Source organism: Enterobacter sichuanensis (genome assembly GCF_002939185.1).
Lineage (GTDB): Bacteria > Pseudomonadota > Gammaproteobacteria > Enterobacterales > Enterobacteriaceae > Enterobacter > Enterobacter sichuanensis.
This window is the reverse complement of the sequence record NZ_POVL01000011.1, coordinates 58,525-77,507: the sequence shown is the minus strand read 5'-3', so window position 1 is coordinate 77,507 and position 18,983 is coordinate 58,525. Positions and strand designations below refer to the sequence as shown.

23 protein-coding genes are annotated in these 18,983 nt (G+C 55.5%); 12 read left to right on the top strand and 11 right to left on the bottom strand.

Features of this window, described 5'->3' with window-relative positions; genetic code table 11:
* Nucleotides 1–65 precede the first annotated feature (65 nt).
* The 3 genes from yghU (at nt 66) to C5687_RS07455 (ending at nt 1,874) form a co-directional block, all read left to right on the top strand.
* The gene (yghU, locus tag C5687_RS07465) at nt 66–932 is read left to right on the top strand and encodes a glutathione-dependent disulfide-bond oxidoreductase (RefSeq protein WP_059384918.1); all 867 of its coding nucleotides are present in this window, start codon (nt 66–68) and stop codon (nt 930–932) included.
* 160 nt (nt 933–1,092) lie between these two features.
* Complete coding sequence (locus tag C5687_RS07460; RefSeq protein ID WP_045286656.1) at nt 1,093–1,425, top strand: glycine zipper domain-containing protein; 333 nt, start codon at nt 1,093–1,095, stop codon at nt 1,423–1,425.
* Nucleotides 1,426–1,550: 125 nt separating this feature from the next.
* On the top strand, nt 1,551–1,874 hold the full coding sequence (locus C5687_RS07455; protein WP_104556669.1) for a hypothetical protein: 324 nt from the start codon (nt 1,551–1,553) through the stop codon (nt 1,872–1,874).
* Between the two features lie 46 nt (nt 1,875–1,920).
* Here the strand turns inward: C5687_RS07455 and C5687_RS07450 are convergent, their stop codons facing one another.
* Genes C5687_RS07450 through C5687_RS07440 form a run of 3 tightly spaced genes read right to left on the bottom strand, consistent with a single transcriptional unit; the run spans nt 1,921 to nt 4,789 of the window.
* Entirely contained in the window at nt 1,921–2,823 is a 903-nt protein-coding gene (locus C5687_RS07450) for an alpha/beta hydrolase (RefSeq protein WP_104556668.1), read from the bottom strand.
* Nucleotides 2,813–3,709, bottom strand: a complete 897-nt coding sequence (locus C5687_RS07445; RefSeq protein ID WP_104556667.1) for an alpha/beta fold hydrolase — start codon at nt 3,707–3,709, stop codon at nt 2,813–2,815. Before C5687_RS07445 ends, C5687_RS07450 begins: the two co-directional genes overlap by 11 nt.
* A 24-nt stretch (nt 3,710–3,733) precedes the next feature.
* A complete protein-coding gene (locus C5687_RS07440; protein WP_104556666.1) occupies nt 3,734–4,789 on the bottom strand; it encodes a sugar phosphate isomerase/epimerase family protein in 1,056 nt (351 codons plus the stop codon).
* A 141-nt stretch (nt 4,790–4,930) separates the two neighbouring features.
* Here C5687_RS07440 and C5687_RS07435 point away from each other — a divergent pair, with 141 nt between their 5' ends.
* Complete coding sequence (locus tag C5687_RS07435; RefSeq protein ID WP_047959467.1) at nt 4,931–5,521, top strand: TetR/AcrR family transcriptional regulator; 591 nt, start codon at nt 4,931–4,933, stop codon at nt 5,519–5,521.
* 41 nt (nt 5,522–5,562) lie between these two features.
* Here the strand turns inward: C5687_RS07435 and C5687_RS07430 are convergent, their stop codons facing one another.
* The gene (locus C5687_RS07430; RefSeq protein WP_025759773.1) at nt 5,563–7,110 is read right to left on the bottom strand and encodes a methyl-accepting chemotaxis protein; all 1,548 of its coding nucleotides are present in this window, start codon (nt 7,108–7,110) and stop codon (nt 5,563–5,565) included.
* A gap of 220 nt (nt 7,111–7,330) precedes the next feature.
* On the opposite strand from C5687_RS07430, the gene C5687_RS07425 reads away from it, so the two are divergent.
* On the top strand, nt 7,331–8,371 hold the full coding sequence (locus C5687_RS07425) for an aldo/keto reductase (protein ID WP_025759772.1): 1,041 nt from the start codon (nt 7,331–7,333) through the stop codon (nt 8,369–8,371).
* Nucleotides 8,372–8,464: 93 nt separating this feature from the next.
* Here C5687_RS07425 and C5687_RS07420 read toward each other — a convergent pair whose 3' ends face one another.
* Nucleotides 8,465–8,953 (bottom strand): TIGR00645 family protein, encoded by a 489-nt coding sequence (locus tag C5687_RS07420; protein WP_014171606.1) that lies wholly within the window; start codon nt 8,951–8,953, stop codon nt 8,465–8,467.
* An 81-nt stretch (nt 8,954–9,034) separates the two neighbouring features.
* On the bottom strand, nt 9,035–9,538 hold the full coding sequence (locus C5687_RS07415) for an ESA_00282 family adhesion-associated protein (protein WP_104556665.1): 504 nt from the start codon (nt 9,536–9,538) through the stop codon (nt 9,035–9,037).
* A gap of 103 nt (nt 9,539–9,641) precedes the next feature.
* On the opposite strand from C5687_RS07415, the gene C5687_RS07410 reads away from it, so the two are divergent.
* Both C5687_RS07410 and C5687_RS07405 read left to right on the top strand, forming a co-directional pair.
* The gene (locus C5687_RS07410; protein ID WP_025758471.1) at nt 9,642–10,046 is read left to right on the top strand and encodes a hypothetical protein; all 405 of its coding nucleotides are present in this window, start codon (nt 9,642–9,644) and stop codon (nt 10,044–10,046) included.
* Nucleotide 10,047: 1 nt separating this feature from the next.
* A complete protein-coding gene (locus tag C5687_RS07405; RefSeq protein WP_045285891.1) occupies nt 10,048–10,494 on the top strand; it encodes a hypothetical protein in 447 nt (148 codons plus the stop codon).
* Here the strand turns inward: C5687_RS07405 and C5687_RS07400 are convergent.
* The gene (locus C5687_RS07400) at nt 10,491–11,684 is read right to left on the bottom strand and encodes a methyl-accepting chemotaxis protein (RefSeq protein ID WP_238380454.1); all 1,194 of its coding nucleotides are present in this window, start codon (nt 11,682–11,684) and stop codon (nt 10,491–10,493) included. The two genes, C5687_RS07405 and C5687_RS07400, sit on opposite strands and share 4 nt — an antisense overlap.
* Nucleotides 11,685–11,705: 21 nt before the next feature.
* Between C5687_RS07400 and C5687_RS24735 the strand changes: the two genes are divergently transcribed.
* On the top strand, nt 11,706–11,873 hold the full coding sequence (locus tag C5687_RS24735; RefSeq protein ID WP_158252219.1) for a hypothetical protein: 168 nt from the start codon (nt 11,706–11,708) through the stop codon (nt 11,871–11,873).
* Here C5687_RS24735 and exbD read toward each other — a convergent pair.
* On the bottom strand, nt 11,863–12,288 hold the full coding sequence (gene exbD, locus C5687_RS07395) for a TonB system transport protein ExbD (protein ID WP_025758475.1): 426 nt from the start codon (nt 12,286–12,288) through the stop codon (nt 11,863–11,865). The genes C5687_RS24735 and exbD overlap by 11 nt on opposite strands.
* Before the next feature lie 4 nt (nt 12,289–12,292).
* A complete protein-coding gene (gene exbB / locus C5687_RS07390) occupies nt 12,293–13,024 on the bottom strand; it encodes a tol-pal system-associated acyl-CoA thioesterase (protein ID WP_025758477.1) in 732 nt (243 codons plus the stop codon).
* Nucleotides 13,025–13,275: 251 nt separating this feature from the next.
* On the opposite strand from exbB, the gene metC reads away from it, so the two are divergent.
* Both metC and yghB read left to right on the top strand, forming a co-directional pair.
* Nucleotides 13,276–14,463 (top strand): cystathionine beta-lyase, encoded by a 1,188-nt coding sequence (gene metC / locus C5687_RS07380; RefSeq protein WP_025758478.1) that lies wholly within the window; start codon nt 13,276–13,278, stop codon nt 14,461–14,463.
* Between the two features lie 143 nt (nt 14,464–14,606).
* Nucleotides 14,607–15,266, top strand: a complete 660-nt coding sequence (gene yghB / locus C5687_RS07375) for a DedA family general envelope maintenance protein YghB (RefSeq protein ID WP_025758479.1) — start codon at nt 14,607–14,609, stop codon at nt 15,264–15,266.
* 45 nt (nt 15,267–15,311) lie between these two features.
* On the opposite strand, the gene C5687_RS07370 is transcribed toward yghB, so the two are convergent.
* Nucleotides 15,312–16,211 carry an AraC family transcriptional regulator gene (locus C5687_RS07370; protein WP_021242116.1) on the bottom strand — a complete coding sequence of 300 codons (900 nt, stop codon included), beginning with the start codon at nt 16,209–16,211 and terminating at the stop codon, nt 15,312–15,314.
* Nucleotides 16,212–16,406: 195 nt separating this feature from the next.
* Here C5687_RS07370 and yqhD point away from each other — a divergent pair, with 195 nt between their 5' ends.
* Nucleotides 16,407–17,570 carry an alcohol dehydrogenase gene (yqhD, locus tag C5687_RS07365; protein WP_104556664.1) on the top strand — a complete coding sequence of 388 codons (1,164 nt, stop codon included), beginning with the start codon at nt 16,407–16,409 and terminating at the stop codon, nt 17,568–17,570.
* Nucleotides 17,571–17,675: 105 nt separating this feature from the next.
* Nucleotides 17,676–18,503, top strand: a complete 828-nt coding sequence (dkgA, locus tag C5687_RS07360; protein ID WP_047959470.1) for a 2,5-didehydrogluconate reductase DkgA — start codon at nt 17,676–17,678, stop codon at nt 18,501–18,503.
* A 41-nt stretch (nt 18,504–18,544) separates the two neighbouring features.
* On the opposite strand, the gene C5687_RS07355 is transcribed toward dkgA, so the two are convergent.
* Entirely contained in the window at nt 18,545–18,946 is a 402-nt protein-coding gene (locus tag C5687_RS07355; protein ID WP_045285897.1) for a transthyretin-like family protein, read from the bottom strand.
* Nucleotides 18,947–18,983: the final 37 nt, after the last annotated feature.

The following is an 18,983-nucleotide window of genomic DNA, read 5'->3' as shown; positions in this document are numbered from 1 at the left end:
TCGTTAAACGCTTCACAAATCTCCTGCTACACTGCCTCAACACATCACAAAAAAGGCAGGCCAACATGTCAGACAACACCTATCAGCCACCCAAAGTGTGGGAATGGAAAAAGAACAACGGCGGCGCATTCGCCAATATCAACCGTCCCATTTCCGGCGCAACGCATGAGAAAGATCTGCCTGTCGGCTCTCACCCGCTGCAGCTCTACTCACTGGGGACACCTAACGGCCAGAAAGTCACCATCATGCTCGAAGAGCTGCTGGCGCTGGGCGTGACGGGCGCGGAGTACGACGCGTGGTTGATCCGCATCGGCGAGGGCGATCAGTTCTCCAGCGGCTTCGTTGAAGTGAACCCGAACTCGAAAATACCGGCGCTGCGTGACCACTCCACGAACCCGCCAACGCGCGTATTTGAATCCGGCCATATCCTGCTCTATCTGGCAGAGAAATTTGGTCACTTCCTGCCAAAAGATCCGGCTGGACGCACCGAGACGCTGAACTGGCTGTTCTGGCTTCAGGGCGCGGCGCCGTTCCTCGGCGGTGGTTTTGGCCACTTCTACAACTATGCGCCAGTGAAGATTGAGTACGCGATCGACCGCTTCACGATGGAAGCCAAACGCCTGTTCGACGTGCTGGATAAACAGCTGGCGCGCGGTCGTTACGTCGCGGGTGAGGAGTACACCATTGCGGATATGGCGATCTGGCCATGGTTCGGCTGCGTGGCGCTGGGTAGCGTCTATAACGCCGCCGAGTTCCTGGACGCAGAGAAGTACACCAACGTCCAGCGCTGGGCGAAAGACGTGGCAAACCGCCATGCCGTGAAGCGTGGACGGATTGTCAACCGCACCAGCGGCGAGCTGAACGAGCAGCTCCACGAACGTCACGCGGCGAGTGACTTTGATACGAATACCGAAGATAAGCGACAGGCATGACGACTGGCCGGGCGGTTTACCGCCCGGCAGAACAGATCCCTGTTCAGGGCATGATTAGCCTAAAGGTTGGGCCGGTATTGCTGGCACTATCCGGGCGTGTTTCTTCCGCCAGACGGCGAGAAATGACGTATCAACCGACAGCAGTCACAAAGGATCTGTTATGAAACTGATTAAAACAACGCTGGTTATCAGCGCCCTCATTTTTTCCGCCTCGGGAATGGCTATCGACAAGACCGCCGCTGGCGCGGTAGCAGGCGCGGCAATTGGCGCGGCCACGGGTAAAGATCTGAAATCAACCGTTGGCGGTGCCGTGGTGGGCGCAGGCACCGGTGCCATGTTCAAAAACGGCGACAAAGGCAAAGCCGCACGTAAAGGCGGTGCCGTTGGTGCTGTTGTGGGTGCTGGCGCAGCTGCCGTGACGGGCAATAGCGTGCTGAAAGGCGCAGCTGTCGGCGCCGGTTCCGGCGCGCTGATCGGTGAAGCGACGCACTGATAAACGCCGTAATTCTCCCTTTTCGAACCGGCATGATGAAGAAACCCAGCTATTACGCTGGGTTTTTTGTCTTCTCTCATTATTGTTTTAATACAGTATACTTTCGCCTGATTAGGGAGGACGTGATGGCTATCAGTGAGAAAGACTTGCTTGAGGCAGATTTCAGCCAAAGCGAAGTAGACAATTTACAGGCCCGACTCTCAGCAGCTGGAGGCACCCTGCAGCATCTCATCGATGCGCTCTCACGGCGCTTCCAGGTTTCGGTATGGCTCACGGTCGCGCTGGTTCTGGTTATGCTGGTCACCCTCATCGCGGGTAGCCGGACACACATTCTTTCCGGGAGCATGAGTTCCCTCATTATCCTGATCATTGCCTGGGTGACCTTTCCACCCGCTCTGGGCTGGAAAGCATTCCGCCTGCAGAGGACTCTTACCCGGAAGGCTCGATAGTCAGCAAATCAAGCGCCACGTTTGGAAAACGAAGCCCCACCCTGAACTATATACAAGCCCGTTCAAACAACCGACGCGCGGCAGGCGTTAGCCCTGACATATGAATACAGGCATGCACCATGCCCGGCAGCCGTTCACAGCGTACTGGCACCCCCGCCTCCTCAAGCCGCCGCGCATACGCTTCAGCCTCATCGCGCAGGGGATCATACTCACAACTCAGGATGGTTGCTGGCGGTACCCCCCTCAGCGAGGCCATACGCAGCGGCTCGGCATAAGGATGACGACGGTCTCCCAGATAGTTTTCCCAGCAAAACGCCATCGCATCACGCGTTAAAAAATAGCCTTCAGCAAATTCACAATAGCTTTCGGTCGACATATCGCGACTTAACGCCGGGTAGAGCAGCAACTGATGCTCTATATGAGGTCCGCCGCGATCCCGGGCCAGCAGCGTTGTCGCTGCAGCGAGGTTTCCGCCTGCACTGTCGCCGCCCACCGCCAGACGAGTGGCATCAATACCCAGAAGCGCAGCCTGTTCACTGGCCCAGCACAATGCCTGATAAACGTCTTCTAACGGCCTCGGGAAGGGGAACTCCGGCGCCAGACGGTAATCCACGGAGAGTATTTTCCGGCCAGTAGCATTCGCCAATGCCTGACAGGGTCGATCGTACAGCGACAACGACCCCAGGCACCATCCGCCGCCATGAGCAAACAGCATTGCAGGCTGCGCGATTTCTGCCTTCGAGGCGGCAGGGGTATAGACGCGAAGTTCAATCTCGTAGCCATCATCGGCAATCACAACGTGATGTTGAATGGCGCCACCCGTTTCCTCCTCGCCCTGTAGCTGCAGCAAATCCACGTCGGTGGCGACACGCAGTTCGGCTAATGACGCCGGCTGCGGCGCGCCCGATGACGCAGCCAGAAAATCAGCTATATGTTTATCAAGCGGCATAATGTGCATCCTCTGAGAGGAATGGCACGATCAGCCCAATAAACCCCTCGTGACACTCTTCGGTAATAAAATGCCCGCAATCGGCCACCGTCTCACCACGCAGATCACGGGCATTGCCCTGCAGGGTTATCAGCGGTGCATCGCGCGTGGCATGTTCGGCCCCCACCGTTAACACCGGCATGGTTAAAGGCGTTTGCGCGCGACGCTGGTTCTGCCGGATGGTCTCCGGGATAGCGCGATAATAGTCGAAACCCGCGCGCAGCCCGCCGGGCGTCGAATAGGCGGTGATATACACCTCTGCAGCGACCCGTTCACGACGATGCGACCAGCGGTCAAAAATATAGCTGAGATATTGTGATTCGCGCCCGCTGGTCAGGGTTTCGGGTAAATCCGCCAGCTGATTGAACATGAAGTGCCAGAGAAAGATATTCTCTTCCGGTGCGACAAAAATCGGCGGTGGCGGCGCCAGTCCGGGGATAACCGCTTCTGTCAGCACAAGCCGTTTTATCGCCTGTGGAAAATCGCTCGCCATGGCATAACCCACCCACATGCCGATATCATGGCCCACGATGCTGTAATGTGAATGCCCCAGTTGCGCCATCATCGTATGCAGCGTGGCACCAACGCGTCCGGTGTCATAGCCGTCGCGCGGTTTGTCTGATTCCCCCATGCCTGGTGGATCAACCGCGATAGCCTTAAAACCTGCCGCTGCCAGCGCGCGCATGACATAGCGCCAGGTATACCAGGTCTGCGGCCAGCCCGGTATCAGTAATACCGGTTGACCTTCTCCCGCCACGACGCAATGGATGCGCTGTCCGTTCACTTTCGTATAGACGTGTTCTGCCCTGAGATCCGCATGCGCGATCTCACCGTATTGTTGTTCCATGGGGACTCCCTGTAATGTCGTGGCTTAGCGAATGCCGAGTAATGCGTTGATTTGTTGAGGGTTCACCGGCGCACCGGCGAAATCATCGAAGACTTTATCGGTGATGTGAATAATATGGTCGCGGATGAACGCAGCCCCTTCTCTGGCACCGTCCTGCGGATTTTTCAGACAGCATTCCCACTCAAGGGTTGCCCAGCCGGCATAATCGTATTGGGTCAGCTTTGAGAAAATTGCCCTGAAATCCACCTGACCGTCACCCAGTGAGCGAAAACGTCCTGCACGATCAACCCATGACTGATAGCCACCATAAATCCCCTGACGGCCGGTCGGATTGAATTCAGCGTCTTTGACGTGGAACATGTTGATCAGGTCCTTATAGATATCAATGAACTCCAGGTAGTTAAGCTGCTGGAGCACCATGTGGCTGGGGTCGAAAAGTATCCGGCAGCGGGGATGTTCTTTAACCCGCTGATAAAACATTTCAAACGTTATCCCATCATGCAGATCTTCACTCGGGTGGATCTCATAGCAGAGGTTTATGCCCTGCTCGTCACAGGCATTGAGCACCGGCATCCAGCGTCTGGCCAGCTCGTCAAAGGCGGTTTCAATTAACCCTTCCGGACGCTGCGGGAACGGGAACAGATAGGGCCACGCCAGCGAGCCAGAGAAGGTACCCAGATCGCTGAGGCCAAGTCGGGCGGAGGCCTTGACCGCCAGGAGTAGCTGCTGCCTTGCCCATTCGCCGCGGGCTTGTGGGTTGCCGTGTACTTCCACCGGCGCAAAGCTGTCGCATAAGCTGTCGTAAGCGGGATGTACCGCCATCAGTTGGCCGAAGATATGGCTGGTCAGTTCACTTACCACCAGACCATTCTCCGCCAGCATACCGGTCAGATCGTCGCAGTAGGTCTGGCTTTCTGCCGCCGTCGCCACGTCGAAGAGACGGCGGTCCCATGCCGGAATTTGCAGAGCGCTAAAACCCGTTTGCGCCGCCCACCGGGCGATCGCGGGCAAATTATTAAAGGGGGCCGCATCATCGCTGAACTGAGCCAGATGGAGAGAGGGACCTTTGAGGGTTTTCATCGTATACTCCTATTGTTTGTCGATTGACAAACAATAGGAGTAAAGCCGGATAACCGCAAGCGAAAATTATAAATTCGTTGGTAATCCAGATGATTTAGGCGATCCTGTTGCACAGAATTCAGGACCAACCGGAGCAACAAAATGGCAGGCAGACCGCGCCAGTTCGATCGTGACCAGGCGCTTATCAAAGCGCGTAACCTGTTCTGGCGACAGGGTTATGAAGGCACCTCAATGTCAGACCTGGTGGCAGAACTGGGGATTGCATCGGCACGTATTTACAAGGCGTTCGGTTCAAAAGAGCAGCTCTTTCGGGAAGCTATCGCCGATTACGAAAAACAGGAAGGCGGTTTTGCGGATCGGGCCTTAGCCGCCGGGGGCAGCGTGCGGGATACCCTCCAGACGCTGTTAATGGATGCGGTTCATCTTTACTGCCATCCGGAATTGCCGCAAGGATGTATGGTGGTGGCCTCTGCAGCCAGCGTCAGTGCGGAAAATGAGACGCTCAAAACCTGGCTGGCACAGCATCGCCTGCAGCGTACACAGCAGATCATCGACCGTCTCCATCTGGCAGTGCGTAACGGTGAATTGCCGGCGTCGACCGATGCCGAGAGTCTGGGAGACTATTTTGCCGTCTTTTTACATGGTTTGTCGGTGCAGGCCCGGGACGGAGTGCCGGAATCACGTTTGCAGGCGGCGGTTAAACAGGCGCTTAGCCTGCTGCCGCATTCCTGAGTGAGAGGCTGAGAAAGGCCGCACAGGGCGGCCTTTGCGCGTTAAGCCGTCAGGCGGAACTTCTGCACCGAACGCTGAAGATCTTCGGTCTGGCGCTCAAGCGCCGCCGCCGCCGCGGAAACCTCTTCCACCAGCGAGGCGTTTTGCTGGGTAACGCCGTCCATCTGGGTGATGGCGATACCGACCTGAGAAATGCCTTTGCTTTGCTCCTCTGAAGCCGACGCAATCTGCTTCATGATGGTGGTGACCTCTGTCACGTCACGCAAAATCGCATCCATGGTCGTGCCCGTGTCGCTCACCAGCTGCGCCCCCTGCTCCACGCGGGAAACCGAATCGGCAATCAGCCCCTCAATCTCTTTCGCCGCGTTGGCGCTGCGGCTGGCCAGATTGCGGACTTCGCCTGCCACAACGGCAAAACCACGCCCCTGCTCGCCCGCGCGTGCCGCTTCAACCGCGGCGTTAAGCGCCAGGATATTGGTCTGGAAGGCGATGCTGTTAATGACGTTGGTGATTTCCGCAATTTTCTTCGAGCTTTCCGAGATCCCGCTCATGGTGGTGACCACCTCTTCCACCAGCGAGCCGCCGCGGCTGGCGGTGGTCGAGGCCACATCGGCCAGCTGGCTCGCCTGACGCGCGCTTTCGGCGTTCAGTTTCACCGTGGCGGTCAGTTGCTCCATGCTGGCCGCCGTCTCTTCCAGCGCCGCCGCCTGCTCTTCGGTACGGGAAGAGAGATCGTTGTTACCGCTGGAAATCTCCGTCGCCCCACGCCAGATATTCTCACTGCCGGAGCGGATGGTGCTGACCGCTTCGCGCAGGCTGTCCTGCATGGCGCTCAGCAGCGGCACCAGCTGTCCCACACAGTTGCGGCCAAACGGCTCAATAGGCTGGCTGAGATCGCCCTGGGCAATCTGGCGGAACTGCTGGCGAATGCGATCCAGCGGTTTGACCAGCATCGCCACCAGGTAACGGTCGGTGAAGAGGAGGATCAGCAGGCCGATAATCGTGGCGACGATAATCACCGTCCGGGTCATGCTGGTCAGGCCGTCGACCACCACACGGGTGCTGTCGAGCGACGTCGCGGCGGCAGTGTTGAATGCCTCAGCCGCCGCACCGAACGCGCGGCTCAGCGGTGGGGTGACATTATTCGCCTGCTGACGATAGCCGTCCAGCGCGCCCTGTTTCGCCTGCTGCATTTGCGGGGTCACCCCCTGTTCGAGCAGCGCCTGCCAGGCGCCAATCACCCGGGATGAGACCTGCTCATCCATCGGGCCTGGGGAGATGGCTTTCATCTCGGCCAGTTTCTTGCCCATGTTATCCAGCGCCTGTTGGGCAGAGGCCAGATCCGGCGTGCCGCCTGCGGCTTTGACTTCCATTGCGCGGCTCAGACGGGTCACGAAGCGGAAATACTGATCGTTACCCTGGCTGAGTACCGTCATCTGTTTAACCAGCTGGCGGTCCACGTCATTGCCATCGGAAACGCGGGAAAGGGACCAGGTGCTGTACAGCCCAACCCCCGCCCACATTACACAAAAGATCCCGAGGATCGTCAGCATGACGAAACGTATTGTGAAATTACGGAGCATATTCATAAGTCTTCCTTGCCGTGAGGGTGAATTCGCCCAGAGGCGAGTGCTTCTCTCGTTATCGGCAGGAAAGAGGGAAATTATAACGTTTTGTGATCATTTTTAATTAGCGTGGCTTCACTGGTCACACAGCCACCGTTAACCCTTATCTTCGCGAGGAGCGATGTGATAAGTTCAGAATGAAAACGACGTTTCAAAAAAATTATCGATAAGAAAAGGAGACATCATGACCTGGTACCCTGACGCTGCCCGCTATGAAACGATGCTCTACCGCCACTGTGGCAAGAGCGGCCTGCGCCTTCCTGCGCTGTCGCTGGGGCTGTGGCATAGCTTCGGCCACGTACAGCCTCTTGATGCCCAGCGCGCGCTGCTGCGCAAAGCCTTCGACCTCGGCATAACCCATTTCGATCTCGCCAACAACTACGGCCCACCGGCGGGCAGTGCGGAAGAAAATTTTGGCCGTCTGCTGCGTGAGGATTTTGCCGCGTATCGCGACGAGCTGATTATCTCCACCAAGGCGGGTTACGACATGTGGCCGGGGCCTTACGGTTCGGGCGGTTCGCGCAAGTATCTGCTCGCCAGTCTCGACCAAAGCCTGAAGCGGATGGGCGTGGAGTATGTGGACATTTTCTACTCCCACCGGGTGGATGAAAACACGCCAATGGAAGAGACTGCCGCTGCGCTGGCCCATGCCGTGCAGAGTGGTAAAGCGCTGTACGTTGGAATTTCGTCCTATTCAACCGAGCGCACCCGGAAAATGGCTGACCTGCTTCGCGAGTGGAAAATCCCGCTGCTTATTCATCAGCCCTCCTATAACCTGCTCAACCGCTGGGTCGATCATACTGGCCTGCTGGATACGCTTGAGAAAAACGGGACGGGCTGTATCGCATTTACCCCGCTGGCACAGGGGCTGCTCACCGGAAAATACCTGAACGGTATTCCTGACGGTTCACGCATGCAGCGCGAAGGAAACAAAGTGCGCGGACTGACGCAGAAGATGCTGACCGAAGCCAATCTGAACAGCCTGCGCTTGCTGAATGAGATGGCGCAGGCGCGCGGTCAGACAATGGCGCAGATGGCGCTGAGCTGGCTGCTGAAAGATGAACGCGTGACGTCCGTACTCATTGGCGCAAGCCGCCCGGAGCAGATAGAGGAGAACGTGCGGGCGCTGGATAATCTGCACTTTAGCCCGGATGAGCTGGAAAGAATTGATCGGCATGTTGCGGATGGGGAGTTGAATCTTTGGCAGGCGTCGTCGGAGAAATAGTGCGGTCTGATGCCCTCACCCCGGCCCTCTCCCACAGGGAGAGGGAGCTAACTATCCCCTCTCCCTGTGGGAGAGGGTTAGGGTGAGGGGTCATTACTTCTTACTGATCTTATCCAGATACCCCATCACAAACGCCGACAGTACAAACGTCAGATGGATAATCACATACCACATCAGTTTGTTATCCGGGACGTTCTTTGCGTCCATAAACACGCGTAACAGGTGGATAGAGGAGATCGCCACAATCGAGGCGGCCACTTTATTCTTCAACGACGAGGCATCCATTTTGCCCAGCCAGTTGAGTTTTTCTTTTCGCTCATCGATATCCAGCTGAGAGACGAAATTTTCATAGCCGGAGAACATCACCATCACCAGCAGGCCGCCCACCAGCGTCATGTCCACCAGCGACAGCAGAACCAGAATTAAATCTGCTTCGGCGATGGAAAAAATGTTCGGCAGAACATGCAGGATTTCCTGAAAGAACTTAATCGTCAGCGCGATAAGGGCCAGCGAAAGGCCAAAATAGACGGGGGCCAGTATCCAGCGAGAGGCGTACATGGCATTTTCAAAAAAGCGTTCCATAAAGTCCTGTTTGCAAAAGAAACCAGCGCCCAGTATAGCTCAACGGCGCTGACTGTTTGCAATAGCTAACCAGAACGTCACTCAGACGTTGTCGGGGTTAACCTCAGGACGGGCATATTCCGGCCAGACCAGCGCCACCAGCTCCGGGTAGGCTTCCAGACTAAACTCACGAAAACACTGGCGCAAATTTAATACATCCAGGTCGGAATAAGAGACCTTCTCACCGTTAAGGCAGCGCTTTTTGATATTGTCGTAATATTTATACACGGCTGAATTGAGGTCGCTACAGCGACGCTGGGCCTCAAACAGTCCGGGCGTGTCATTAATTTCCGACATTTTCATACGCTTAATTGTTGCGTGTAAAAAATCGATATATTCATGGTTGACCCGCCAGTACCAGACAGGCGTAACGGAGTTCATCAAAACAGAGAAATGGTCTTCACCTTCCTCTTTTGTCATGCGTTCCGGTTGCGGGGGGTCACTGGTGTCGTTCGACACTTTCGTTTTATTGAACTCCTGCATCAATAAAAGAACACCAGCGGTCAGTAATAGTAATGTGATGACCGTAAAAAAGATGCTGTTCATGGGTTGGCTCCATTTTTTTTGATTTTAAATTTGCCTCATGATATTGTCAACGAATCTCACGCCTTTACCAACCCCACCCTGTTGAAATTAAAGGAAATTAAAAATGCTGCCCGACTATCTCGTCCCGGCTAAGTACCACATTACGCCTGTGGAACAGCAACCGATGGAAGCAGAAAAAGAGGCCAGTTTCACTCAGGGGAAAAGAAAGCTCTCTGATTTCGAGCCTGATATATTAATTGGTGTTTCCGACAGCGGCAAATCCCGTAATATGTTGCTGGAAGAGCACGATCGCCATATAAAAGACCGCTTATTTCGTGCCATGAAAATTGAAGCCTTCGTCCATCTGCTGAATGATCTGCAGGCCGAAGGTGAAATAGATGCCCAAAAATTAAGCCAGATAATGGCCGAGAAAACCAAAGCAATTAATGAAGCGGGCAATGAAATTTGGCTTAATCTAATTACACGCGAAAAAAACAACCCTATTTTTTATACCCTGGGGGAAGATTAACGTGAAAGAAATTAAGAACAATGACGTTTATTTGACTTTAGATGATAAAAAAAGTGATGAATTTATCTTAAAGCAAAATCTCGATGCGCTGAGAAAATCAAAAAATGACGAGATGACGCGTATTACGCAAGACCTGGTCTCGATCCCGGCAGCACTGGTTCGACTGAAATGGCAGAACCGGCGCGATATTTATCCGTTACAGGTAAAGGAAGAGATTTACGGTGCGGTGATGAATGCCATTATCGAACAGCGACCGGAGCTCAAAGAGAAGCTTCTGGGGCGCCTTGAAGCCAACTATCAGTATCTGCTTGCCAGAGAAATCGCCACCCTGCGCCTGACGCGCAAACTGGCAGACGGCGAATACCGCACCTCAAACGTGACCTGCGTTGCGCTTGATGAGGACGCGCTGGCGTCTGGCAGCAGCGCCCCCACCGAACCACCACGCTAATTAAATCTGAATACGGCAATCGCCTCTTTTAACTGACTTGTCTGCTGCCGCTGTGCTTCAGCCACCTGCAGGGTCTGCGCAACGTGGCGCACATTCTCCTGTACGCTGGCATCAATGCTGGCAATGCTGTCGTTCATTTGTGCAATGCTCGCCCGCTGCTGCTCACTCATCTGTGAGAGCTCTTCCAGCAAAGAGCGAAGCCCTTCGATACTCTCAATGATCGACTTCATCGTTAGCCCGGCGTGCTCAACCTGCTCAACCCCGTGCTGAGTGGTCGCCTGCGCCGCGGTCAGCAGCTGGCGGATCTCTTTTGCGGCCTCTTCGCTACGTTGCGCCAGGACGCGCACTTCGGAGGCGACCACTGCGAAACCTTTGCCATGTTCGCCCGCTCTGGCAGCCTCGACCGAGGCGTTAAGCGACAAAATATTGGTCTGGAAGGCAATGCCGTCGATCAGTTCCAGAATGGCGTAAATGCGCTGCGACTCCTCGCGAATCTGCTCCATTGCCGCCATCGCCTGCCGTACGTTATTCCCGCCCTGCTCCGCCACGTGGCAGGTGCTGAATGCCACTTCTCTGACCTGGCTGGCTTTTTCACTGGTCAGGGTGGCGACAGCCCGTAGCTGTTCCATCGCGCTGGCCGCCGTTGCCAGCGAATTTGCCTGGTGATCGGTACGCTCTGACAGCGCACTGTTACGCTGGCCTAATGTGCGGGAAGCTTCCAGCAGCTGGCCAATATTGGCGCTGACCTGCTCAAGCGTGGCGCGCATGGTGCCCAGCGTCAGGCTAAAGGTACGGGCGAAGGGCGACCCGGCGGGCGCGGCATCGACGGCGAGCGTCAGATACCCCGGCTCGCGGTTAATGACCCCGGCGAGTGCGGCCACCTCGCTCGCCGAGCGGGCGTCCTGCTCCATGCGCACCGCCAGCAGGATCAGGATCGCCGTCTGGACTACCACAAACAGGGCGTGAAAAAGCACTATATGAAAACCAGTGTGCATAAACACCACCACGCCATACAGGTCGTGCTCCTGCAAATAGTTAAAGACCAGATGGTGTATGGCGATGACCGCAGCCCCCATCAACAGCGGTCGCCAGTCGCGCCAGGCAAGCAGCGCGGAGAGGAGGACGAAAACAGAGAAGTGATATTCGGTTTCCCCGTGCCCCAGATGGATCAGCAGCGCGGAAAAGGCCATCACAACAAAAGATAGCGTTAAATGACGCAGCCGAATATTGATATTTGCTTAACAATCAAGAGATTATTAATGATGGCTTTATTGATAAATAAATATGATGTGTGGGGAGAAACGGCAGAAAATAATGACGATTTGGCCTTAGAGAAAACAAAAAAGCCGGCTTTCGCCAGCTTTTATTTTATTTTTTAGCCGCTTTTTCTTCGCCGACCAGTCCAATCTTCAGGTAACCCGCCTGATGCAGCGTGTCCATTACCTTCATCATGGTTTCGTAATCAACGGTTTTATCCGCCCGGAAGAAGACCGTGGTGTCTTTCTTACCGCCGGTAAGCTGCTCCAGCGCCGGGATGACAGAGTCAGTCGTCACCGGGTCGTTACCGAGGAACATCGATTTATCCGCCTTCACGGACAGATAAACAGGCTTCTCCGGACGCGGCTGTGGCTGGCTGGAAGAGGCCGGCAGATTGACCTTCACGTCAACCGTCGCCAGCGGCGCAGCCACCATGAAGATAATCAGCAGAACCAGCATAACGTCGATAAACGGCGTCACGTTGATTTCATGCATTTCGCCGTTATCGTCCAGGTTTTCGTTTAGACGCATTGCCATCGCATTAACCTACGCGCAGTTTGGACGCCGCATGCACCGGCTTAACCGAGCTGGCATTAAGGTCGAGATCGCGGCTTTGCAGCAGCAGAACCTGCGCGGCAACATCACCAAGCGTGGCTTTGTAGCTGCCAATCATCCGCGCGAAGATGTTGTAGATAACCACCGCCGGGATGGCCGCTACCAGACCGATAGCCGTCGCCAGCAGCGCTTCCGCGATACCCGGTGCCACCACTGCCAGGTTGGTGGTTTGGGTCTGGGCGATACCGATGAAGCTGTTCATGATGCCCCAGACCGTACCGAAAAGACCGATGAACGGCGAAATTGCGCCGATCGTCGCCAGATATCCGTTACCACGTCCCATATGTCGGCCAACGGCCGCAACGCGACGCTCAAGACGGAAGCCGGTACGCTCTTTGATGCCTTCGTTATCTTCACTGCCAGCGGAGAGTTCCAGCTCGTTTTGCGCTTCGTTAACTAACAGGGTGGTCAGGCTTTTGGCGTGGAAAGATGAGGTCATGTCAGAAGCCTGATCCAGCGAGCGGGCTTCGGCTAACTGCAACTGCTCCCGCTTAAGGCGACGCTTCTGAGAAATGAGTTCGGCGCTCTTGCTAAAGAAGATAGCCCACGTGATCACGGACGCCAGAATCAGGCCGATCATCACAATCTTAACCACGATGTCAGCATGTTGATACATGCCCCAAACGGAGAGATCCGTCTGCATCAAATTATTACCCACTCTGTATCTCCAGGACGCAAATCACAAAATCTGAGCATAATAATATCAAAACGTCGTCGAATTGATAGTCGTTCTCATTACTATTTACATAGTGCCGCAATTTTTGCTCACTTTCTTTGCGCTTACGCAGTAAAAATTTCTTATGCGGTTTTTTGCTAATATTTTCTGCTTATTCGATAAGCCTCAGGGTGCAGATTTTTACAATCGTGGTAGTCTGGACGTCCAGACGTATAAAAACAGGGTTAGCGAACATGACTAAGAAGCATCTTGATACCACGCTGGTACAGGCAGGACGCAGCAAGAAATATACCCAGGGCTCGGTCAACAGCGTGATTCAACGCGCCTCCTCGCTGGTGTTTGATACCGTGGAGGAGAAAAAAAACGCCACGCGTAACCGCGCGAAAGGCGGGCTGTTTTATGGCCGTCGTGGCACGCTAACCCATTTTTCTCTGCAGGAAGCGATGTGCGAGCTGGAAGGCGGTGCCGGCTGCGCGCTGTTCCCGTGCGGCGCCGCGGCGGTCGCCAATACCATTCTGGCGTTTGTGGAACAGGGCGACCATATCCTGATGACCAACACCGCCTATGAACCCAGCCAGGACTTCTGCACCAAAATCCTCAGCAAGCTCGGCGTCACCACCGGCTGGTTCGATCCGCTGATTGGTGAAGGCATTGCCGAGCTTATTCAGCCAAACACGCGCATTGTGTTCCTGGAATCACCAGGATCGCTCACCATGGAAGTGCACGACGTGCCGGCCATCGTGAAAGCCGTGCGCAGTAAAGCGCCAGAAGCGATTATCATGATCGACAACACCTGGGCGGCTGGTGTGCTGTTTAAGGCGCTGGAATTCGACATTGATATCTCGATTCAGGCGGCAACCAAGTACCTGATTGGCCACTCTGATGGCATGATTGGCACGGCGGTCTCTAACGCCCGCTGCTGGGATCAGCTGCGTGAAAATGCCTACCTGATGGGTCAGATGGTGGATGCCGACACGGCCTATATGACCAGCCGTGGTATTCGCACGCTGGGGGTTCGTCTGCGCCAGCACCATGAAAGCAGCCTGAAAGTGGCCGAATGGCTGGCACAGCACCCGCAGGTTGAGCGCGTTAATCATCCGGCGCTACCAGGCAGTAAGGGACATGAATTCTGGCAACGTGACTTTACGGGCAGCAGCGGTTTGTTCTCGTTCGTTCTGAAAAAACGCCTGACCCATGACGAGCTGGCAAATTATCTGGATAACTTTACCCTCTTCAGCATGGCCTACTCCTGGGGCGGATTTGAGTCCCTGATCCTGCCTAACCAGCCGGAACAGATTGCGGCGCTGCGTCCCGGCGGCGAAGTGGACTTCAGCGGTACCCTGATCCGACTGCACATCGGTTTAGAAAATGTGGACGATTTAATTGCCGATTTAGCAGCAGGGTTCGAGCGTATCGTGTAAAGTGCTGGCTGAAAATGTACTCCCTGGACGCTTTTGTGGACACTGCAACCAGAAAAGTCTGCATGAGATGCGCCCGCGATCAAACCCGACGGGCGAATAAGGGAGTACAATAGCGTTATATCTGCTGTTCCACAGGAAAGTCCATGGCTGTTATTCAAGATATTATCGCGGCGCTCTGGCAACACGACTTTGCCGCGCTGGCGGATCCTCACGTCGTCGGTATCGTCTATTTCGTGATGTTCGCAACGCTGTTCCTGGAAAATGGACTACTGCCAGCCTCATTTTTACCCGGTGACAGCCTGCTTTTACTTGCCGGGGCGTTAATCGGCAAAGGCGTCATGGACTTCACGCCAACCATGGTCATCCTCACTTCCGCCGCGAGCCTGGGCTGCTGGCTGAGCTATCTGCAAGGCCGCTGGCTGGGGAATACACGCGTCGTTAAAAGCTGGCTGGCGCAGTTACCGCATAAATATCATCAGCGTGCCACCTGCATGTTCGATCGGCACGGCCTGCTGGCGTTGCTGGCCGGGCGTTTCCTGGCGTTTGTTCGCACCCTTCTGCCTACCATGGCGGGCATTTCCGGTCTGTCGAACCGCCGCTTCCAGTTCTTCAACTGGCTGAGCGCGCTTTTGTGGGTCGGCGTGGTCACTACGCTCGGTTACGCGCTGAATATGATCCCGTTTGTGAAACACCATGAAGACCAGGTAATGACCTTCCTGATGGTGCTGCCGATGTTCCTGCTGGTGGCGGGACTGGTAGGGACCATCGCGGTGGTGATCAAGAAGAAGTACTGCAGCGCCTGATCCCCTCACCCTGACCCTCTCCCCATAGGGGAGAGGGAAAAAAGCCTAAGCTCCCTGCATGGTTCTTATACGTGACGCATCTTCTCCCGGCGTGACGCCGAAGTAGCGTTTAAATTCCCGACTGAACTGTGACGCGCTCTCATAGCCTACCCGCATTGCCGCCGCGCTGGCCTTCATGCCATCGTGGATCATCAGCATCCGCGCCTTATGCAGCCGGTAGGTTTTGAGGTACTGCAACGGCGAGGTGCTGGTCACCGACTTAAAGTTGTGGTGAAACGCCGAGACGCTCATGTTCGCCTCCGCGGCGAGCTGGTCAACGCTCAGGTTTTCGGTGTACTGGCTCTCAATACGCTTGAGCACGCGGCTTATCAGGCTGAAGTGGGTCTGTCGGCTGACCAGGGCGAGCAACGCCCCACCGCCGGGTCCCAGCAGTACGTGGTAAAGAATTTCGCGGATGATCTGTTTGCCGAGAATGCGCGCATCCAGCGGCCTCTCCATCACGTCCAGCAGACGCTCAATGGCGCAGAGGATCTCTTCCGATAACGTCGCAGAGTTAATCCCGCTCGACGCCATTGACGGCTGGAAAAGTTCGTCTTCGCCAATCTCCATCAGCAACTCCTGCAGTTGAAGGATATCAACATTGACGCGGATCCCCGCCAGCGGAACCGCCTCTGTCGCGAAGGTTTCACATTCAAAGGGTAAAGGTACTGTCAGCAACAGATATTCATTGGTGTCGTAACGGAAGACGCGCTCGTTGATATAGCCAATTTTATGTCCAGAAAAGAGAAAAACGATGCCCGGCTGGTACATCACCGGCGTACGCGTCCCGGGCTGGGTGCCATAAAGCAGGCGAATATCCGGCAGCAGTTCGCTGGCGCGGTTTTCATTATCTATCAATCTCTTAATCTGCGCAGTGAGCTGCTGACAGATAGCCTCACGGTTCATTTTTCGTTACTCCGGGTACGGTTTCCGACGTTGACAGTGTGCGTCGTTTTCCGCGCTTTCTCCAGCGCTCTGTAGAAATGGGCAAGACATCGGCAGGAATGTGCATTGAGAGGATAGCCGCAGGCGACCACAATGTGCAGCATCAGGTTGCCCTCTGCGCCACCACGATTTTTCACCCACTAAAGGGAACGAGCCATGAACAACTTTAATCTTCACACCCCAACCCGCATTCTGTTTGGTAAAGACGCTATCGCCGATCTGCGCGCGCAGATCCCGGCAGACGCCCGCGTCCTCGTCACCTACGGTGGCGGCAGCGTGAAAAAAACCGGCGTGCTGGATCAGGTTTACAGCGCGCTGGACGGTCTGGACGTGCGTGAGTTTGGCGGTATTGAGCCAAACCCCTCTTACGAAACGCTGATGAACGCGGTGAAAATCGCCCGCGACGAGAAGGTCACCTTCCTGCTGGCGGTCGGCGGCGGCTCCGTACTGGACGGCACCAAATTTATCGCCGCGGCAGCCCACTACGCAGACGGCGTTGATCCGTGGCACATCCTGGAAACCCGCGGCAGCGACATTAAAAGCGCGATCCCGATGGGCTCGGTGCTGACTTTGCCGGCTACCGGCTCTGAATCCAACAAGGGCGCGGTGATCTCCCGCAAAACCACTGGCGATAAACAGGCCTTTATGAACGAACACGTTCAGCCAGTGTTCGCTATCCTGGATCCGGTTTACACCTACACCCTGCCTGCGCGTCAGGTGGCGAATGGCGTGGTCGATGCCTTTGTGCATACCGTTGAGCAGTACGTCACCTACCCTGTGAACGCCAAAATTCAGGATCGTTTCGCGGAAGGCATTCTGCTGACGCTGATTGAAGAAGGTCCGAAAGCGCTGAAAGAGCCGGAAAACTACGACGTGCGTGCCAACGTGATGTGGGCTGCAACGCAGGCGCTGAATGGCCTGATCGGGGCTGGCGTGCCGCAGGACTGGGCGACCCACATGCTGGGCCACGAGCTGACGGCGATGCACGGCCTGGACCACGCCCAAACGCTGGCCGTTGTTCTGCCTGCGCTGTGGAACGAAAAGCGGGATACCAAACGTGCCAAACTGCTGCAGTACGCCGAGCGCGTGTGGAATATCACCGAGGGCTCTGACGATGCGCGTATTGATGCGGCAATCGACGCGACCCGCAACTTCTTTGAAGGGCTGGGCGTACCAACGCGTCTGTCTGGCTACGGTCTGGATGGCAGCTCTATCCCTGCCCTGCTGGCGAAACTGGAAGAACACGGCATGACCCATCTGGGCGAACACGGCGACATTACGCTGGACGTGAGCCGTCGCATCTACGAGGCGGTACGCTAAGCGTTTTTGTCCCTCCGACTTTCGTTTTTTGACATTTCGTCCAGACTTAATGCACACCCCATCGCCGGAGTTCCTCTCCGGCGATGCGCACCTGAAGGAGGAAAAATGGCAAACCAAACCGTAATCAAGCTGCAGGACGGCAACGTGATGCCCCAGTTGGGGCTAGGTGTATGGAAAGCCGGTAACGACGAGGTCGTCTCCGCCATTCATAAGGCCCTGGAAGTCGGCTATCGGTCGATTGATACCGCCGCCGCGTATAAAAATGAGGACGGCGTGGGTAAGGCTCTGACCAGCGCCGGTGTCCCTCGCGATGAGTTATTTATCACCACAAAACTCTGGAACGACGATCAAAAGCGCCCGCGCGAAGCGCTGCAGGAGAGCCTGGAGAAACTCCAGCTTGATTTCGTCGACCTGTATTTGATGCACTGGCCGGTTCCGGCTATCGACCATTACGTTGACGCCTGGAAAGGGATGATTGAACTGCAGAAAGAGGGGCTGGTGAAAAGCATCGGCGTCTGTAACTTCCAGGTGCATCACCTGCAGCGGCTGATAGACGAAACGGGCGTCGCGCCGGTGATTAACCAGATCGAGCTGCACCCGCTGATGCAGCAGCGCCAGCTTCACGCCTGGAACGCCACGCACAAAATCCAGACCGAATCCTGGAGCCCGCTGGCTCAGGGCGGCGAGGGGGTGTTCGACCAGAAAATTATCCGCGATCTGGCGGATAAATACGGCAAAACCCCGGCGCAGGTTGTCATTCGCTGGCACCTGGACAACGGCCTGGTGGTGATCCCGAAATCGGTCACGCCATCGCGCATCGCCGAGAACTTCGACGTCTGGGATTTCCGCCTGGACAAAGATGAACTGGGTGAGATTGCGAAGCTGGATAAGGGGAAACGTTTAGGGCCGGATCCGGATCAGTTTGGCGGGTAATACCTAAAACGAGCCCGATCTTACACCGGGCTCGTTTTAATCTATAAACCGGACTGACATCTCGCTTCTCCGGGGAGGTCAGGCAAGGTGCAAATAACGTTAAACGCTTTCCCTTCAAGTTCATGTGGTCCGCCGAGACCGCCGCCTGCTTCTGCTTCATATTCCTTTCCGTTGACACTTATCTGGAGCGGGGTGCGATAAATCCAGTCCATCGGACCTATTGGCAGAAAGAAGATCCACTCATGCTGGCTCTGAAAAGCAAAACGACCGTTGTCGTCAGAAAGCGTTTGCTCCCTCTCTAATGTTATTTTAGCGCCCGGGACTGGCTTACCTGCGCTGTCGATAAGACGTCCTTCCACTTCTGGCTGTGTCTGGCGGTGCATTACACAACCGCTTAACGTCAGGCCAATCAGCATCGCTCCCGTTAACTTCATTATTTTCATGTTGGGCCTCCTGCTCTTATGCAGAAAAAAGCCGGGT

Excerpts from the sequence above, each read along its gene's own strand:
- yghU (WP_059384918.1), top strand. The coding sequence starts at position 66 with ATGTCAGACAACACCTATCAGCCACCCAAAGTGTGGGAATGGAAAAAG.
- C5687_RS07460 (WP_045286656.1), top strand. The coding sequence starts at position 1,093 with ATGAAACTGATTAAAACAACGCTGGTTATCAGCGCCCTCATTTTTTCC.
- C5687_RS07455 (WP_104556669.1), top strand. The coding sequence starts at position 1,551 with ATGGCTATCAGTGAGAAAGACTTGCTTGAGGCAGATTTCAGCCAAAGC.
- C5687_RS07450 (WP_104556668.1), bottom strand. The coding sequence starts at position 2,823 with ATGCCGCTTGATAAACATATAGCTGATTTTCTGGCTGCGTCATCGGGC.
- C5687_RS07445 (WP_104556667.1), bottom strand. The coding sequence starts at position 3,709 with ATGGAACAACAATACGGTGAGATCGCGCATGCGGATCTCAGGGCAGAA.
- C5687_RS07440 (WP_104556666.1), bottom strand. The coding sequence starts at position 4,789 with ATGAAAACCCTCAAAGGTCCCTCTCTCCATCTGGCTCAGTTCAGCGAT.
- C5687_RS07435 (WP_047959467.1), top strand. The coding sequence starts at position 4,931 with ATGGCAGGCAGACCGCGCCAGTTCGATCGTGACCAGGCGCTTATCAAA.
- C5687_RS07430 (WP_025759773.1), bottom strand. The coding sequence starts at position 7,110 with ATGAATATGCTCCGTAATTTCACAATACGTTTCGTCATGCTGACGATC.
- C5687_RS07425 (WP_025759772.1), top strand. The coding sequence starts at position 7,331 with ATGACCTGGTACCCTGACGCTGCCCGCTATGAAACGATGCTCTACCGC.
- C5687_RS07420 (WP_014171606.1), bottom strand. The coding sequence starts at position 8,953 with ATGGAACGCTTTTTTGAAAATGCCATGTACGCCTCTCGCTGGATACTG.
- C5687_RS07415 (WP_104556665.1), bottom strand. The coding sequence starts at position 9,538 with ATGAACAGCATCTTTTTTACGGTCATCACATTACTATTACTGACCGCT.
- C5687_RS07410 (WP_025758471.1), top strand. The coding sequence starts at position 9,642 with ATGCTGCCCGACTATCTCGTCCCGGCTAAGTACCACATTACGCCTGTG.
- C5687_RS07400 (WP_238380454.1), bottom strand. The coding sequence starts at position 11,684 with ATGGCCTTTTCCGCGCTGCTGATCCATCTGGGGCACGGGGAAACCGAA.
- C5687_RS24735 (WP_158252219.1), top strand. The coding sequence starts at position 11,706 with ATGACGCAGCCGAATATTGATATTTGCTTAACAATCAAGAGATTATTA.
- exbD (WP_025758475.1), bottom strand. The coding sequence starts at position 12,288 with ATGGCAATGCGTCTAAACGAAAACCTGGACGATAACGGCGAAATGCAT.
- metC (WP_025758478.1), top strand. The coding sequence starts at position 13,276 with ATGACTAAGAAGCATCTTGATACCACGCTGGTACAGGCAGGACGCAGC.
- yghB (WP_025758479.1), top strand. The coding sequence starts at position 14,607 with ATGGCTGTTATTCAAGATATTATCGCGGCGCTCTGGCAACACGACTTT.
- C5687_RS07370 (WP_021242116.1), bottom strand. The coding sequence starts at position 16,211 with ATGAACCGTGAGGCTATCTGTCAGCAGCTCACTGCGCAGATTAAGAGA.
- yqhD (WP_104556664.1), top strand. The coding sequence starts at position 16,407 with ATGAACAACTTTAATCTTCACACCCCAACCCGCATTCTGTTTGGTAAA.
- dkgA (WP_047959470.1), top strand. The coding sequence starts at position 17,676 with ATGGCAAACCAAACCGTAATCAAGCTGCAGGACGGCAACGTGATGCCC.
- C5687_RS07355 (WP_045285897.1), bottom strand. The coding sequence starts at position 18,946 with ATGAAAATAATGAAGTTAACGGGAGCGATGCTGATTGGCCTGACGTTA.